General features: G+C 71.7%; 11 protein-coding genes and 1 pseudogene. 5 read left to right on the forward strand and 7 right to left on the reverse strand.

Translation table 11 applies throughout. The annotated features are described in order from the left end of the window. Positions 1-871: 871 nt before the first annotated feature. A complete protein-coding gene (locus ABZ321_RS57680; protein ID WP_354905506.1) occupies positions 872-1,756 on the reverse strand; it encodes a hypothetical protein in 885 nt (294 codons plus the stop codon). A gap of 87 nt (positions 1,757-1,843) precedes the next feature. Here ABZ321_RS57680 and ABZ321_RS57685 point away from each other — a divergent pair, with 87 nt between their 5' ends. After that, complete coding sequence (locus ABZ321_RS57685; RefSeq protein ID WP_344515623.1) at positions 1,844-3,484, forward strand: alpha-amylase family protein; 1,641 nt, start codon at positions 1,844-1,846, stop codon at positions 3,482-3,484. A gap of 3 nt (positions 3,485-3,487) precedes the next feature. Here ABZ321_RS57685 and ABZ321_RS57690 read toward each other — a convergent pair whose 3' ends face one another. Then, positions 3,488-4,480, reverse strand: a complete 993-nt coding sequence (locus ABZ321_RS57690; RefSeq protein ID WP_344515625.1) for a sigma-70 family RNA polymerase sigma factor — start codon at positions 4,478-4,480, stop codon at positions 3,488-3,490. 28 nt (positions 4,481-4,508) lie between these two features. Between ABZ321_RS57690 and ABZ321_RS57695 the strand changes: the two genes are divergently transcribed. Beyond that, positions 4,509-5,297 (forward strand): alpha/beta hydrolase, encoded by a 789-nt coding sequence (locus ABZ321_RS57695; RefSeq protein ID WP_354905509.1) that lies wholly within the window; start codon positions 4,509-4,511, stop codon positions 5,295-5,297. A 3-nt stretch (positions 5,298-5,300) separates the two neighbouring features. Here the strand turns inward: ABZ321_RS57695 and ABZ321_RS57700 are convergent, their stop codons facing one another. Continuing rightward, positions 5,301-7,043 carry a bifunctional diguanylate cyclase/phosphodiesterase gene (locus ABZ321_RS57700; protein WP_354905512.1) on the reverse strand — a complete coding sequence of 581 codons (1,743 nt, stop codon included), beginning with the start codon at positions 7,041-7,043 and terminating at the stop codon, positions 5,301-5,303. Positions 7,044-7,099: 56 nt separating this feature from the next. Beyond that, positions 7,100-7,549, reverse strand: coding sequence for a MarR family winged helix-turn-helix transcriptional regulator (locus ABZ321_RS57705; RefSeq protein WP_344515630.1), 450 nt, complete (start codon positions 7,547-7,549; stop codon positions 7,100-7,102). Positions 7,550-7,593: 44 nt separating this feature from the next. Between ABZ321_RS57705 and ABZ321_RS57710 the strand changes: the two genes are divergently transcribed. Further along, positions 7,594-7,953, forward strand: a complete 360-nt coding sequence (locus ABZ321_RS57710) for a hypothetical protein (protein ID WP_354905515.1) — start codon at positions 7,594-7,596, stop codon at positions 7,951-7,953. Here ABZ321_RS57710 and ABZ321_RS57715 read toward each other — a convergent pair. The 3 genes from ABZ321_RS57715 to ABZ321_RS57725 are packed head-to-tail and all read right to left on the reverse strand — an operon-like array spanning position 7,943 to position 11,391. Continuing rightward, a complete protein-coding gene (locus ABZ321_RS57715) occupies positions 7,943-9,058 on the reverse strand; it encodes a geranylgeranyl reductase family protein (RefSeq protein WP_344515634.1) in 1,116 nt (371 codons plus the stop codon). The two genes, ABZ321_RS57710 and ABZ321_RS57715, sit on opposite strands and share 11 nt — an antisense overlap. A 9-nt stretch (positions 9,059-9,067) precedes the next feature. Further along, positions 9,068-10,147: an EscU/YscU/HrcU family type III secretion system export apparatus switch protein gene (locus ABZ321_RS57720; protein ID WP_354905518.1), complete on the reverse strand. Its 1,080-nt coding sequence runs from the start codon at positions 10,145-10,147 to the stop codon at positions 9,068-9,070. Further along, positions 10,147-11,391: an HDOD domain-containing protein gene (locus ABZ321_RS57725; RefSeq protein ID WP_354905521.1), complete on the reverse strand. Its 1,245-nt coding sequence runs from the start codon at positions 11,389-11,391 to the stop codon at positions 10,147-10,149. Before ABZ321_RS57725 ends, ABZ321_RS57720 begins: the two co-directional genes overlap by 1 nt. Positions 11,392-11,496: 105 nt before the next feature. On the opposite strand from ABZ321_RS57725, the gene flhA reads away from it, so the two are divergent. Both flhA and ABZ321_RS57735 read left to right on the forward strand, forming a co-directional pair. Further along, positions 11,497-13,542 (forward strand): flagellar biosynthesis protein FlhA, encoded by a 2,046-nt coding sequence (flhA, locus tag ABZ321_RS57730; RefSeq protein ID WP_354905523.1) that lies wholly within the window; start codon positions 11,497-11,499, stop codon positions 13,540-13,542. A gap of 700 nt (positions 13,543-14,242) precedes the next feature. Further along, positions 14,243-14,947 (forward strand): annotated as a pseudogene (locus ABZ321_RS57735) (hypothetical protein); the annotation flags it as partial.

Consider the following 14,947-nt stretch of genomic DNA (forward strand, 5'->3'; position numbering starts at 1 on the left):
CCGACGACCCCGTGAAACACTCGGCTGGCGAACCCCGGCAGAGAAACTCGAAGAACTCCTCACCAGCGGTGTTGCAACCACATCTTGAAACCGCCCCGTACGACCAGATCCGTCTTTGGATCATGCGGTCGGGCGCTCATCGCAGCGTCGCCGTCGGTCTTGGGCGCTCGATCAAGTGCGGTCGCGGCCACCGCGCGGCCGGATCCGTCCTTGGATCAACTGGTCCGGCGCACATCTCAGCAGCACCGTCGTTGCCGGTCCCGAGCACTTGATCGAAGGACGGCCCTGGCCACCCACACCGCCAGATCCGTCCTTGGATCAGCCGGTCCGGTGTGCGTCGCAGCCGCGGGATCGCCGGCTGGTCGGGGGTGTCCAGGCAGCGCGGGGTGGTGTGGTGCTGCGGCCGGGATCGCGTCAGCCTCGCCGACTGCCTTCCCGGTTATGTCCGCGGCGCGGACATAACCGAAATTTCGGTTATGTCGGGAAGCGGAGCGAGTCGACATAACCGGGGTGGCAGGGGCCGCCGGGCCGTTGGGGATCTGAGCTGCGGGCGGGTGGGGTGGCGGAGGGCTTGGTCGCTTCGTGAACGGTCTATTTCCAATACTTAACTGTTAACGGCGCGGCGGGGTCGAGGGTTAACTGTTAAGCGGGGGACAGATCTTCCGGTCGATCGTGGGCCGCCATTAACGTCGTTGGCAAGGAAAACGACTTCCTTGTGGAGGCGGCACATGCGTTCCACCCTTACCGTCGCGGCGACATCCCAGCCGTTCAGATGGTGACGCCGGTAATGTCCGGGAACAGAGGCGGGGCGCTGGTCACACCGGCGCCCCGTTGTTCCCAGCTGCCCAAGACGATCTGAGCAGCAGGAACTTCAGTCCCAGTCCCATCGGAACCCGTAACGACCCGGGCCGTAGTCCAGTGCGATCGCGTGGACTGAATTGCCCACATCGACCTCGTTAGGGGTCACCTGTTCGGTCTGGCCGTCCATCTGCTGGAACTGATAGACGGCCCGCGGCAGCGCTGCCGGGTCGAAACACACCTCGAGCACGTATTCACGCACTGGAAGCCGAAACTTGCGCTCATAATTGGTCGCGGTCGGAAACGGCGGATAATTATGTAGCGCATGTTCGGTGATGACCGTCTCTCCCTTGGCGAGCGGGCGGTCGAAGAGCAGCTCCGCCAGGAGAAACGCGCTTTCCACGTGCTCGACCACCCGGCCCAGGCGGCAGTTGCGGACCGCGGTGATCAGCGGGAGCGGGTGCTCCAGCTCGTCGAGGCGCACGATCACGACATACCGGTCGGGACCGTCGGCCTCGGCCCGTAACACCTGCCGGACGAGGAACGAGACCTCCTCGCGCTCCGGCCCGACGTTGACCCGGTCGTGCTGACTGAGCCGGGTCAGCCGCTCGTCCCAGCGGGTGTCGACACCCTGCGCCAGGTCGGTGATGAGGTCCTGCTCGGACCAGAACGCACCCAGGCCGGGTGCCTCCTGGCTCTTGTGTAGGTGCCGGCCGCGCGGGCGCGGCGGCCCCACGAGGGCGGCCAGGGACCCAGGCTCGACCTCCAGGATCTTCTCGAGCTCGGCGAGGGCGGCCAGGGACTCACGCCGCTCGGGACGGCTGCGTCCGGTCTGCCAGTAACTCAACGTGGCGAGACTCACTGAATATCCCTCGGCGCGAAGCCGCTCCTGGATGCGTTCCAGTCCCAGGCCCCGTGCCTGGATGGCGTCACGTAGCGCGCCGGCGAAGTCGACCATCAGCCCCCCGGGAGCCATCCTCGCGGTCGGGACGGGGGCACGCAAGCGCGCGTTTGCGTGAAGCCCGATTCGGTAACCCCGGACCACATGGGCGAGCGCTGGTACACCGAGAGTGTCATCTATTGCCTGGACGTCGAGACGTTCCAGGACTCCAACGGCGATGGCATCGGCGACTTTCAAGGTCTCATCAGTCGCCTCGACTACCTGACCAGGCTCGGGATCAATTGCCTGTGGCTGCATCCGATCCATCCGACACCCGGCAAGGACGACGGGTACGACGCCACGGACTTCTACAACGTCGATCCCCGGCTCGGCACGCTGGGCGACTTCGCCGAATTGCTGCACGAGGCGGCGAACCGCGGGATCAAGGTCATCATCGATCTGGTGGTGAATCACACGTCGGACGAGCACCCGTGGTTCCAGTCGGCGGTCGCGTCGAAGGACTCGCCGTACCGCGACTGGTTCGTGTGGGCCGACACCGAGCCGTCCGACCGCTACCAGGGGATGGTGTTCCCCGGCGAGCAGAAGGAGACGTGGACGTACCACCGCAAGGCCCGCGCCTGGTACTACCACCGCTTCTACGACTTCCAGCCGGACCTCAACTTCGCCAACCCGCTGGTGCGGGCCGAGGTGAAGAAGATCCTGGCCTTCTGGATCCAGCTCGGCGTCGCGGGGTTCCGCATGGACGCGGTGCCGTTCATCATCGAGCTGACGGAGCCCGGGGTCCCCGAAAGCCCGATGGACTTCGACTACCTCAGCGAGCTGCGGCAGCACATCCAGTGGCGGCGCGGCGACGCGGTGCTGCTCGCCGAGGCGAACGTGGAGCCGGAGAAGCTGCCGGAGTACTTCGGCGACTCCGGCGGGTCGGGCAACCGCATCCACATGCTGTTCGACTTCATGCTCAACGGCCGCCTCGTCCTCGCGCTGGCCCGGCAGCACCCGGAGCCGGTCATCGAGTGGCTGCGGACCACGCCGAAGCTGCCGCCGGGCGGGCAGTGGGCGACGTTCCTGCGCAACCACGACGAGATCGACCTGTCCCGGCTCACCGCCGAGCAGCGCGAGGACGTGTTCGCGCAGTTCGGCCCCGATGAGGACATGCGGCTGTACGACCGGGGCATCCGCCGCCGTCTCGCGCCCATGCTCGGCAACGACCGGAGCCGCCTGGAGCTGGCCTACTCGCTGCAGTTCACGCTGCGGGGCACCCCGGTGCTGCGGTACGGCGAGGAGATCGGCATGGGGGAGGACCTGACCCAGACCGGCCGGTACGCCATCCGCACCCCCATGCAGTGGTCGTTCGCGAAGAACGGAGGGTTCAGCGACGCCGAGCCCATCCGCCCGGTCATCAGCAAGGGCGAGTGGGGCTACGAGAAGGTCAACGTCACCGCCCAGCGGCACGACGACCGGTCGCTGCTGGCGTGGTTCGAGCGGATGATCCGCACCCTCCGGGAGATTCCGGAGGTCGGCGGCGGCGTGTGTACGTGCGTCGACCGGCAGCTGCCGCCGGGGGTCCTCGCCCACCGGGCCGACGGGCCGACCGGCTCGGTGCTGTTCCTGCACAACCTGGGCACCGAGGACGCCGTCGTCGACCTCGGCGACCTCGCCAAGGAGACGCACCTGCCCAACGACGTCTTCGCCGACCGGGAGTACGACCTGGCCGGCGACTTCACCGCGCTGCGGCTGGCCGGCTACGGGTACCGCTGGATCCGCCTGCGCCGCAGCAGCGCGTGACGGTCACTGCGTCAACGGCAGCCCGAGGCGGTCGAAGTGCTCCTCGCCGATGAACGACGTGATCGCGCTGATCCGCTCGCCGCGCAGGGTCAGCACGCTGACCGACCAGGCACGGTGCGGGCCCGTGCCGCCGTCGCGCAGGTAGCAGGCGACGGCGGGCTGGGCGTTCGCCGTCGCCGGCAGGTGCCGCCATGAGCCGCAGCGCTTCAGCGGCAGCTCGGCGGCGAACTCGATCGCGGCCTTCCCGCGGTACCAGTGCGGCAGCGGCGGCATCGACCAGGTCACGTCCTGCGTCACCAGTGCGACGAGGCCGGCCGTGTCGCCGCGCTCCATCGCCGTCGCGTAGCGGGTGACGAGCTCCCGGACCCGCGCGTCGCCGACGTCGCGCAGGGTCCGCTGCTGGGTCGGCGCCGGCACGCGCTCCGCGACGAGCCGGCGAGCCCGGGCCAGCGCCGAGTTCACCGACGTGGGCGTGGTCCGCATCATCGCGGCGATCTCGGCGGCGGAGAAGCCCAGCACGTCGAAGAGCAGCAACGCCGCCCGCTGGTTGCCCGGCAGGTGCTGCAGGGCCGCGACGAACGCCAGCTCGACGGTCTCGCGCCGCTCATAGACGGCCTCCGGGTAGGGCTCCAGCCACGCCACCTCGGTCAGCGGGGCGGGCGCGAGCTCGACGCGTTCGCTGGCCGGCCCCAGGTCCATCGGCAGCGCCCGCCGCCCCCGGGCCGCGGCGAGGTCCAGGCAGGTGCGGGTGGCGACGGTGTAGAGCCACGCCCGCAGCGACCCCTGCTCCTTGACCGCGCCGATCCCGCGCCACGCCCGCAGCAGCGCGTCCTGCAGCGCATCGTCGGCGTCGTGGACCGAGCCCAGCATCCGGTAGCAGTGCGCGTGCAGCTGCGCCCGCAGTGGCTCGACCAGTCTCGTGAACTCGTCGGCGGGATCGCGACGATTCTGCGCCCCGGCGCCGGTCTCACTGTCGACCGATGTTCCGACTGACATTTTCCACCGCCCTTGTCTGGAGGAGTTCATGAACCACACGCTGCGCGTGCCCGACGCCACCCTGTACTACGAGGTGCGCGGCCGGGGTCCGCTGCTGGTGCTCGCCGGCGCCCCTATGGGCACCAGGTTCCTCGCGCCGCTGGCCGACCTGCTCGCCGCCGACCATACCGTCCTCACGACCGACCCTCGAGGCGTCGGCGGCAGCGTCCCCGACGACCCGGACGCGGACTCGACCCCGCAGCTGCGCGCGGCCGACCTGGCCGCGCTGATCGCCCACCTGGACGCCGGTCCCGCCGCCGTCTTCGGCACGAGCGGCGGCGCCGTCACCGGGCTGGCGCTGGCGCAGTCGCATCCCAGTGTGATGCACACGCTCGTCGCTCACGAGCCGCCGGTGACGGAGCTCCTGCCCGACGCCGCCGGGCAGCGGGTGGCGATCGAGGACATCATCGCCACCTACGCGTCCGGCGACGTGCCCGGCGCCTGGATGAAGTTCCTGGTCAACGCCAACATCCCGATGGACCCCTCGGCCGCGCCGCCCCCGCCGGACGCCCAACAGGAGGCCGACGAGCGGTTCTGGTTCCTGCACGAGATGCGCGGCACCACCCTGTTCCAGCCGGATCTCGCCGCGCTGCGTTCGTCCGGTGTACGGATCGTCGTCGCCGTCGGGGAGGACTCCACCGGTCAGATCTGTGACCGGACGTCGGCCGCCCTGGCCACGGAGCTGGGCACGGACCGCGCCGTGTTCCAGGGCGGGCACATCGCCTTCGTGGAGGACCCGGCCACCTTCGCGCCCCGCCTGCGCGAGGTCCTGAAGTAGGCCTCAGCGGGAGGGGATCTCGCCGGCGGTCACGGGGCGGCCGAAGTGCCAGCCCTGGCCGAGGTCGCAGCCCAGCGACGCGAGGCGGCCGGCCTGGTCGGCCGTCTCGATGCCTTCGGCGGTGACGGTCATCTGCAGGGTGTGCGCCAGGCGGATGACCGTCTCCACGATCTGCTCGTCGACGTGGTCGCTGGCCAGGGAGCGGATGCCGGCCATGAAGGCGCCGGCGAGCTTCAGGCCGTGGACCGGGAGGTGGCGCAGGTAGGCGAGGTTGGAGTAGCCGATGCCGAAGTCGTCGATGACGATGCGCACGCCCAGGTCGGCGATGGTGCGCAGGGTCTGGATGGGCTGGCCGGTCGACTGCATGAGGACGGTCTCGGTCAGCTCCAGCTGCAGGTTGGCCGGGGAGAGGCCCGTGTCGGCGAGGGCGTGGCGCACGTCGTCGAGCAGCCGGGGGTCGGTGCACTGGCGCGGGGAGACGTTGACGCTGATGAGCAGCGGCGTGTCGGGGTGCGAGCGCTGCCAGTCGGCGGCCACGCGGCACGACTCGCGCAGGACCCAGCGGCCCAGCGGATGGATCATGCCGGACTGCTCGGCGACGGGGATGAACGTGTTGGGCGAGACGGTGCCGAGGTCCGGGTGGCGCCAGCGCAGCAGCGCCTCGGCACCGCGCAGCCGGTTGTCGGCGAGGGCCACGAGCGGCTGGTAGACCAGCTCGAACTCGCCGCGGTCCAGGGCACCCGCGAGGCGGCCGGTCAGCCCGTACCGCAGGACCTGCTGCGCGTTGCGCTTGGCGTCGAAGAGCGCGTAACGGGCGCGGCCCTCCTCCTTCGCCAGGTAGAGCGTGGCGTCCGCGGCGCGCAGCAGCTCGTCGGGGTCGGCGCCGTGGCAGGGCTGCTCGACGATGCCGATGCTGGCCGACACGGACAGCTCGTGGCTGTCGAGGCGGACGGGCTTGCTCAGCTCGGCCAGCATCGCCTCGGCCAGCTCGGTCAGCTGGCCGGGGCCGGTGCTGTGGCGCACGACCACCACGAACTCGTCGCCGCCGACCCGGGCCACGAAGTGGCCGGCGCCGTTGACGCAGGCCCGGAGCCGGTCGGCCAGGGCGACGAGGAGCCGGTCGCCGGAGCCGTGGCCGAGGGTGTCGTTGACGGTCTTGAACTCGTCGAGGTCCAGGAAGCAGACGCCGATCCGGTCGCGCCCGCCGGCCTCACCGAGCGTGTCGGTGAGGTGCCGGTAGAGCAGGACCCGGTTGGGCAGCCCGGTCAGCGGGTCGTGGTGCGCCTGGTGGTGCAGCTCCAGCTGCAGGCTGTGCTCGGCGTCGGTGAGCGCCCTGGCCCAGGCGCGGCGGATGCGCTCCTGGTCGTCGAGGATCCGCTGCCGGCCGGCGCTGGTGAAGCCGGCCGCGACCGCGCCGAGGACCGCGCCGATCCTGTCGTCGTCGGGCTTGACGTCCGCGGCGGCGGGCAGCGAGGCGAGGACGGCGATGGAGTGCTGGAGCGCCTCGGGGCTGGACAGCCCGACATCGATGAGCGCCGCGCCGGCTCCGGCGGCGGGCCGGGGGTCGAACGGGTCGGCGCGCAGCACGCCGGCGAGCAGCGTGACCAACTGCTCGAAGCGGTCGCGGAGCGTCTCGGCGCCCACGTCGAGGAAGCTGGTCCGGCGGACGGCGGCGACCCACCGGTGCGCGAGATCGGACAGCGCAGGCTCGATGAGCGCATCGTCCTGGCCGTCGGCGCCGGTCAACCACATCACCTCTGGCGCGAAGATTACCGTGCGCCGGAGCATTGAAGAATCGACGCTCAGTGCCGTTGTCCGGCCGTTTCGGTGAGGCCCGCGACGAAGCGGGTCAGGAGCTGGGCGAACGTCTCCACCTCCGCGGGCGTCCAACCGGCGGTCGCCGCGGCGAACCTCGCCCGCCGCGCGGCGTGCACCCGCTCGCACAGTGCCAGCCCGGCCGGGGTGCGCACGAGCAGCGACCGGCGGCCGTCGTCCTGGTCGGCCTCGCGCCGCACCCAGCCCGCCTCGACGGCGGCGGCGACGAGCTTGCTCGCGCGGGGCTGCGCCACGTCGAGCGCGGCGGCGACCGCCGTCACCGTCGCGCGGTCGCGCAGCCCCTCGACCGCGTCGACGACGTCGAAGACCGCCGGGTCCACCCCGCTGGCCGGGCCGCTGCGGGCCAGTGCGCGCCGGGTCTGGCTGCGTCGGATCGACACCATCGCGGTCTCGACGGCGGCAAGGGAAGGATGCATAATTTTTGTTATCTACATTCTGGAGGCATGTACAGGTGGAACCCATGAAACCAGAGGACAGGCCGATCGGCTATTGGCTGCGCGAGCTCGACCAGCGGATCGAGGGCGCGTTCGGGGCCGCGCTGGACCGGCAGGGGCTGCGCCGCCGGCACTGGCAGCTGCTCAACGGCCTCGGACCGGAGGACCCGTTGTGGGAAGGGCAGGGGGAGTGCCGGCAGGACCTGGTCCAGCGGGGGTGGATGCGGCAGGACGGCGCGCTCACGGATGACGGCGAGCGGGCGAGGGCGGCGATCGCCGCCGACGTGGCCGCGGTCCGCCGTCGGGTCGCCGAGGGCGTCCCCGACGAGGACTACCTGACCACCGTGCGCACCCTGGCCCGGATGGCGGAGAACCTCAGCGCGTGACCACGTGGCGGGCGATGGCGCCGACCGTGCGCGGGGTCAGCGTGCCGTCGCCGAGGCCGAGCTCGACCAGGTCGTCGAAGACCGCCTGGCGCCGGTCGGCGGCGCGCACCGCGGCGTTGACGATCCACTGCCGGCCGCCGAGCAGCGCCGCCGCCCGCGAGTGCCGCAGGTGCCGCCCGAGCCGGCCGCGCAGCGCCGCGGCGTACCGCTGCCCCGGCGCGTCACCGGACGCCGCCGCACCGGCCAGGGCGCCGGACAGCACCGCGTAGAAGATGCCCTCGCCGGTGAAGGGGTTGATCAGCGACAGCGCGTCGCCCGCGAGCAGCAGCCGGCCCCGGGCCGGCGCCGGGCGGCGCGTCGACAGCGGCAGGTGGTGCGCCCGCAGCCCGGTCGCCGCCGCCGTGTCCACGTCGGGCAGCAGCTCGGCGAGGCGGTCCAGCAGGTGCGCCCGGGAGACCGGCCGGCCGTGCAGCACCTCCCCGTAGCCGATGTTGGCGGTGCCGTCCCCGATCGGGAAGGCCCACGCGTAGGCCGGCCACTCCCGCGACGCGGTCACGATCCGCTGCTCGGCGGGCTGCCCCGCGAAGGGCGCGTAGCCGCGGATGGCGAGCGCCAGGTGGCCGGGGCCGTTCGGCGGCTGCCCGAGCGCCTTGCGCACCGCCGAATACGCGCCGTCGGCGCCGATGACCGCCCGCGCCGAGACCATCCCGTCGACGACCACCCGGTCCGGGCGCTCCTCGATGCGGCGCACGGTGTGGCGGCGCAGCACCGCCCCGGCCGCCACCGCACCGTCCACGATCCGTTCGTCGAGGACCAGCCGGGGGATGGTGTACGCGGGGCGCGCGTGCCTGCGGGCGACCGCCCCACCGGCGGGCCCGACGAGCCGCAGCGACGGCACCGGCGCGAAGCCGTCCTCGACGCCGGTCACGCCGAGCCCGGCGAGCACGTCGAGGGCGTGCGGCGCGACCCCGTCACCGCACGGCTTGTCGCGCGGGAAGCCGGCCTTGTCCAGCAGCAGCACGCTCGCGCCGGCCCGCCGCGCGGCGAGCGCCGCCGCCGCGCCCGCCGGACCGGCACCGACCACCACGACGTCGAAGTCGTCCATGCCAGCACGCTAACGGTGCTCCGGCACCGTGTGCACGCCGGCGGCGGACCCCTTCGACTTGAGCATCATGATGAAGGCGAGCACCCGGGCGACCGCGCCGAAGAACTCCGCCGGGATCTCGTCGCCGATCTCGCACGCGCCGTGCAGCGCCCGGGCGAGCGGCACGTCCTCGACCATCGGCACCCGGTGCTCGGTGGCGACCTCGCGGATCTTCAGCGCGATCACGCCCAGGCCCTTCGCCACCACCCGCGGCGCGCCCTTCGTCGGGTCGTACCGCAGCGCCACCGAGACGTGCGTCGGGTTGACCACCACGACGTCGGCCTTGGGCACGTCGGCCATCATCCGGCTGCGGGCCATCTCGTGCTGCCGCTGCCGGATGTGGCCCTTCACGTGCGGGTCGCCCTCGGACTTCTTGTGCTCCTCCTTGATCTCCTCCTTCGACATCATCAGCTGCTTGTTGACCCGGCGCTTGGCCACGAAGTAGTCGGCGAAGGCGAGCACGAGGCCGGTGACGGCGGCGATCCTGATGACCTTCAGCACCGTGTCGGCGACCAGGCCGATGATCGTCTGCAGCGGCATCGCGGTCGCGCCCAGCAGCGTCGGCACCAGCGTGTGCATCGTGTTGTAGACGACGACGCCGAGGATGATCACCTTCGCCAGGGACTTGACGCTCTCCCACGCCGCCTGGCCGCCGAACGTGCGCTTCAGGCCCTTGAGCGGGTTGAGCTTCTTGAAGTCGGGCTTGAGCTGCTTCGTCGCCGGGCGCAGGCCGCCCTGGGCGGCGGTGCCGACGATCGCGAACACGAACAGGCACACGGTGATCGGCGCGGCGCAGATCGCGATGTCCGTCATACCGGTCTTGAGCAGCTCCAGGGCCTTGGCCGGCTCCGGGTCGGTGAACGCCTGCGTGCTCTTGGAGAACAGGTCCTGGGTCCGTGCCATGACGCTGCGGGCCGTCATCGGCAGGAGCATGCTGGCCAGCAGCACCCCACCCCACGCGCCGAGATCCGGCGTGCGGGCCCGGGTGCCCTCGCGCCGCGCCTGCCGTTTCTTCTGCTCGGTAGGCTGCTCGGTCTTCTCACCAGCCATTACCGGCCCAGCGCGCCCTCGATGGTGCGCATCGACCAGCCGACCGCCGCCAGGTACGCCTTCGCCAGGTCCGCCGACGACACCGGCGCGGCGGCGAGGGCGTGCTCGTCGGCGACCTCGTACGCCCGCACGATCGACAGGACCTGGCCGAGCCGGCCGTGCCCGTCGACGAGCGCGTCGGCCACCTCGACCGTCAGCGGCAGCCGGGTGACCAGCTCCGCGACCGGCTCCGAGATGAGCTCGGCGACACCGGCGAGCAGGCCGACGGTGAACGCCGCGTCGCCCTGCAGCCCGAGCCGCTCCGCGACGGTCTGGCACAGCCGGGCCCGGGCCATCGTCGTGGACAGCTGGTCCTCGGTCGCCGACTCCGCCACGTCGCTGACGAGCATCAGCGCCGCCCACTGCCGGATCTTCGCCGAGCCGAGCAGCACGACCGCGTCGCGGACCGACGCCACCTTGCGCGGCAGCCCGGACGCGGCCGAGTTCGTCGCCCGCAGCACGCGGTAGGACAGCGCCGGGTCGCTCTGCACGATCGCCGACACCTTCGCGATGTCGGCGTCCTCCGCGGTGACCGCGCCGAGCAGCTCCAGGCGGCGCAGCCGCGACGGTGACAGCGCGACCGCCGTCAGCACCTGGGGGCGGCCCACGGCGTACCCCTGCAGCAGGTCGAACCCGAGCCGCTGCGCCAGCAGGATGTGCTCCTCGATCTCCACCCGTTCCGCGACGAGCTTGATCCCCGGGTAGCGGCGGCAGCGGGCCACCACCTCGGCGAGCTCCTCGGGCTCGCGGATGAGCAGGTCCAGCTTCACGTACGAGGCCAGGCCCAGCAGCCGCTCGTGGCCGAGGCCGAACACGAAGTCGTCGAGGGCGATCTCGTACCCCTGCTGCACCAGCCTCGCGGTCCCGGCGAGCACCGCGTCGTCGATCTCGACGGTCTCCAGGATCTCCAGGATCGCGTGGTCCGGGTCGAACGGCAGCGGCAGGTCACCGACGAGGAAGTCGCGGGTCAGGTTGATGAAGCACTTGCGGCCGCCGACGAGCTGCTCCAGGCCGAACTCGGTGAACGCGTTGACGATGACCTGGCTGGTCGCGTACGCGCTGCGCCGGGACGCCTCCACCTCGTCCGCGGCGCCACGGAACAGCAGCTCGTAGCCGACGACATGCCCGGACCAGTCGTAGAGCGGCTGGCGTCCGATGTGGACGAGCTGGGTCGAGTCGGGAGTGGAGGTCGTTGCGGGCTGCACGCCCCTGACGATCGGCACCCGGCCCTGCAACCAAAGGAAAACCCTCAGAACTACCCGTTCGGCACCGATCAGGTGAACGCGTCACATCGGAAAGACGGGGAGAGCGTGCCCAAACGCCTGTCGCAGTTCGTCGTGCCCATCGGCATCGTGCTGATCATCCTCATGATGGTCGTGCCGCTGCCGGCCATGCTGCTGGACACGCTCATCGCCGCCAACATCACGCTGGCGCTCGTGATCGTGCTCGTCAGCATGTACGTGAAGCGGCCGCTGGAGTTCTCGTCGTTCCCCTCGCTGCTGCTCATCGCGACGCTCTTCCGCCTGTCGCTCAACATCAGCGCGACGCGGCTGGTGCTGACCGAGGGCTTCGCCGGTGACGTCATCGAGGCGTTCGGCCACTTCGTCGTCGGCGGCTCGCTCATCGTCGGCCTCGTCATCTTCCTGATCCTGTTCATCGTCCAGTTCATCGTCATCACCAAGGGCGCGGAGCGCGTCGCCGAGGTCGGCGCCCGCTTCACCCTCGACGCGATGCCCGGCAAGCAGATGGCGATCGACGCCGACCTCAACGCCGGCCTCATCGACGAGGCCACGGCCCGCAAACGCCGCACCGAGATCACCTCCGAGGCGAGCTTCTACGGCGCGATGGACGGCGCGTCGAAGTTCGTCAAGGGCGACGCGATCGCCGCCATCATCATCACGCTGGTCAACCTCATCGGCGGCTTCGCGATCGGCATGCTGCAGCGCGGGCTGTCGGCGACCGACTCGATCCAGACCTACTCGCTGCTGTCCGTTGGCGACGGCCTCGTCTCGCAGATCCCGGCGCTGCTGCTGTCCGTGGCGACCGGCCTCATCGTGACCCGCTCCGCCAACGACGGCGACATGGGCGCCACGGTCAGCAAGCAGCTCAGCCAGAACCGCCGGGCGCTGCAGATCGGCGGCGGCGCGGCGCTCGCGCTGTGCCTCATCCCAGGGCTGCCGAAGCTGCCCTTCCTGCTCGTCGGCGCGGCGGTGCTGATCATCGCCCAGCGCCTGCCGAAACCCGTCAGCGAGGCCGACCAGCAGGACGCTGCCGCCGCCGAGGCCGAGCCGCCACCGCCGGACCCGACGGAGACGCTGATCGGGGAGATGCGGGTCGACCCGCTGGAGCTGGCCCTCGCGCCGGACCTCGTCGACCTCGTCGACGCCAGCGGCGGCGACCTCCTGGAACGGGTCCGGGCCCTGCGCCGCAAGGTCGCCCTGGAGCTCGGCATCGTCATGCCGCCGGTGCGCACCCGCGACGACCTGGAGCTGCCGCTGTCGACGTACGCGGTGCGCATCAGCGGCGTCGAGGTCGGCCGCGGCCAGGCGCCGCCCGGGACGGTCCTGGCGATCGGCGACGGCCTGGACTTCCTGCCCGGCCGGGCCGGCGTCGAGCCCGTCTTCGGCCTGGCCGGCAAGTGGGTGCCGGCCGAGCTGCGCCACCAGGCGGACCTCACCGGCGCGACGGTCGTCGACCGGGCGTCCGTCATCATCACGCACCTGGCGGAGATCGTCCGCTTGCACGCCAGCCGCCTGCTGGGGCGCGAGGACGTCCGCGCGCTCACCGAGATCGTCAAGCGCACGCACCCCGTCGTCGTGGAGGAGCTGACCCCGGCGGCGCTCAGCCTCGGGCAGGTCCAGCGGGTGCTGCAGACCATGCTCGACGAGGGCGTGCCGATCCGCGACCTGGTGCGCATCTTCGAATCCCTGTCGCTGCAGGCGAAGCAGTCCACCGACCCCGACTCGTTGGTCGAGGCGGCGCGGGCGTCACTCGGGCCGGCGATCGCCTCCCGGTACGCCCACGACGGCACCCTCACGGCGATCACGCTCGAGCCGAGGCTGGAGCAGCAGCTGCTGGAATCGCTGCGCCCGACCGACAGCGGACTGCAGCTGCTGATCGACACGGCACGCGCCGAGTCGATGCTCGCCGACCTGACCAGAATCACCGAACTCGGCGAGGAACGGGGCGTCAGTCCCGTCCTCGTCTGCTCACCGCAACTGCGCAACGCTCTGCGGAAACTGGTGCAGATGGCATTGCCGCGTTTACCGGTTCTGTCCTACTCAGAGATCGCCGGGAGTACGCTGCGGATTGAGACTATTGGGGTGGTGAATGGTGCCTACCCGGTTGCTGCTTGAGGGTCGTGACCTCGAAGAGTTGCTCGCGCAGGTCCGCGCGGAGCACGGGCCGGATGCTGTCATCGTCTCTGCCGAAAAAGTGCGCACCGGCGGGGTCGGTGGCCTTTTCGGAACTCAGAAATATGAGCTGACGGTGGAGGTCCCCGATGCCGTTGCGACAACTCAATCATCAGGCCGGGCACCGCGCAAAGGCGACACGCCGAATCGCACACTGAGTATCGAGGATCTGGCCGCGCTGGCGGATGCCGCCGAATCGCAGGGCAGGAATCCGACGTTCGCGGACGCGCTCGCGGATGCGCGGGCCGCCACGCCCCGGCCGCCCGCCGGCGCGCCTGTCCCCGGCGCGGCGCCCGCCCCCCCGCCGCAGCGGCCGCCGGTGCCAGGACCTCCCGGGCCGCCCGGGCCGCCCGGACCTCCAGTGCCTCCAGTGCCTCCCGGGCCTCCAGTGCCTCCTGGGCCTTCAGGTGCGCCCCAGCCGCCTGCCGGTGGGGCCTGGCCGCCGCAGGCGGCCTCCGGGCCGGCGCCGGCGGGCGGTGGCGGGCAGCCGCGTCCACCCGCGGGTGCGGCGGCGCGGCCGTCCGACGGCGGTCCTTCCCGGCCACCGGCCGGTGGCCCTCCGCGGCCGCCGACGGCCGCCGACGCGCTCAACCGGCTGCTCGCCGAGGGCCCCGCCCCGGAGGCGCCTGCGGGCGCGCCGTCGGTGCGGCCGTTCCGGCCGGCGGCCGGCCAGCCGATCGCGAAGCTCGGCGTCCAGCAGGTCACCGTGGACCCGCGCTTCGAGCAGCGCCCCGACGTGCCGCAGGCGGCCCGGTTCCAGCCGCCGCCGATGCCGGAGCCGCCACGGGTGCAGCCGCCGGCGGACGTGGACCCGCGCCGCGACGTGCCGCAGGCGCCACGGGTGCAGCCGCCGGCGGACATGGACCAGCGCTACGACGTGCCGCGGCCGCCACGGTCGCAGCCGCCGGCGGACGTCGACCCGCGCCGCGACGCGCCACGGGCGCCCCGGTTTCAGCCGCCGCCGCCCGCCGCGCCGGACCTGGACCCGCGCTACGAGCAACACCACGATCTGCCGCAACCACAGCGGTATCAGCCGCCCGCCGCACCGAACGGCGGAGGGATCTGGCCCGAACAGACGCGGATGGACCCGCGACGGCGCGCCCCGGCGCGACCGAACCCGCCACGCCCACTGTCCGACGACGAGATCGAATATTGGCAGGAGTCCTCAATGCCTGTTGAAGCCACCGCCACCGTGGAGAAGCCGCGGACACCGGATCAGAGCGAACGGCTCGCCGGGGCCTACAGCCCGCACACCGCCGCGCAGGCCGCGGCGGGGCTCGTGCGCGTTGACAGCCGTCGACGGCCGAACCTAGTGTCCGGCCCGCCCAGCTCCCATCGATGTCTCGAG

The organism is Dactylosporangium sp. NPDC006015, from assembly GCF_040614215.1.
GTDB lineage: Bacteria > Actinomycetota > Actinomycetes > Mycobacteriales > Micromonosporaceae > Dactylosporangium > Dactylosporangium maewongense.

Excerpts from the sequence above, each read along its gene's own strand:
- ABZ321_RS57710 (WP_354905515.1), top strand. The coding sequence starts at position 7,594 with ATGAAACCAGAGGACAGGCCGATCGGCTATTGGCTGCGCGAGCTCGAC.
- ABZ321_RS57685 (WP_344515623.1), top strand. The coding sequence starts at position 1,844 with ATGGGCGAGCGCTGGTACACCGAGAGTGTCATCTATTGCCTGGACGTC.
- ABZ321_RS57715 (WP_344515634.1), bottom strand. The coding sequence starts at position 9,058 with ATGGACGACTTCGACGTCGTGGTGGTCGGTGCCGGTCCGGCGGGCGCG.
- ABZ321_RS57695 (WP_354905509.1), top strand. The coding sequence starts at position 4,509 with ATGAACCACACGCTGCGCGTGCCCGACGCCACCCTGTACTACGAGGTG.
- ABZ321_RS57705 (WP_344515630.1), bottom strand. The coding sequence starts at position 7,549 with ATGCATCCTTCCCTTGCCGCCGTCGAGACCGCGATGGTGTCGATCCGA.
- ABZ321_RS57690 (WP_344515625.1), bottom strand. The coding sequence starts at position 4,480 with ATGTCAGTCGGAACATCGGTCGACAGTGAGACCGGCGCCGGGGCGCAG.
- ABZ321_RS57680 (WP_354905506.1), bottom strand. The coding sequence starts at position 1,756 with ATGGTCGACTTCGCCGGCGCGCTACGTGACGCCATCCAGGCACGGGGC.
- ABZ321_RS57720 (WP_354905518.1), bottom strand. The coding sequence starts at position 10,147 with ATGGCTGGTGAGAAGACCGAGCAGCCTACCGAGCAGAAGAAACGGCAG.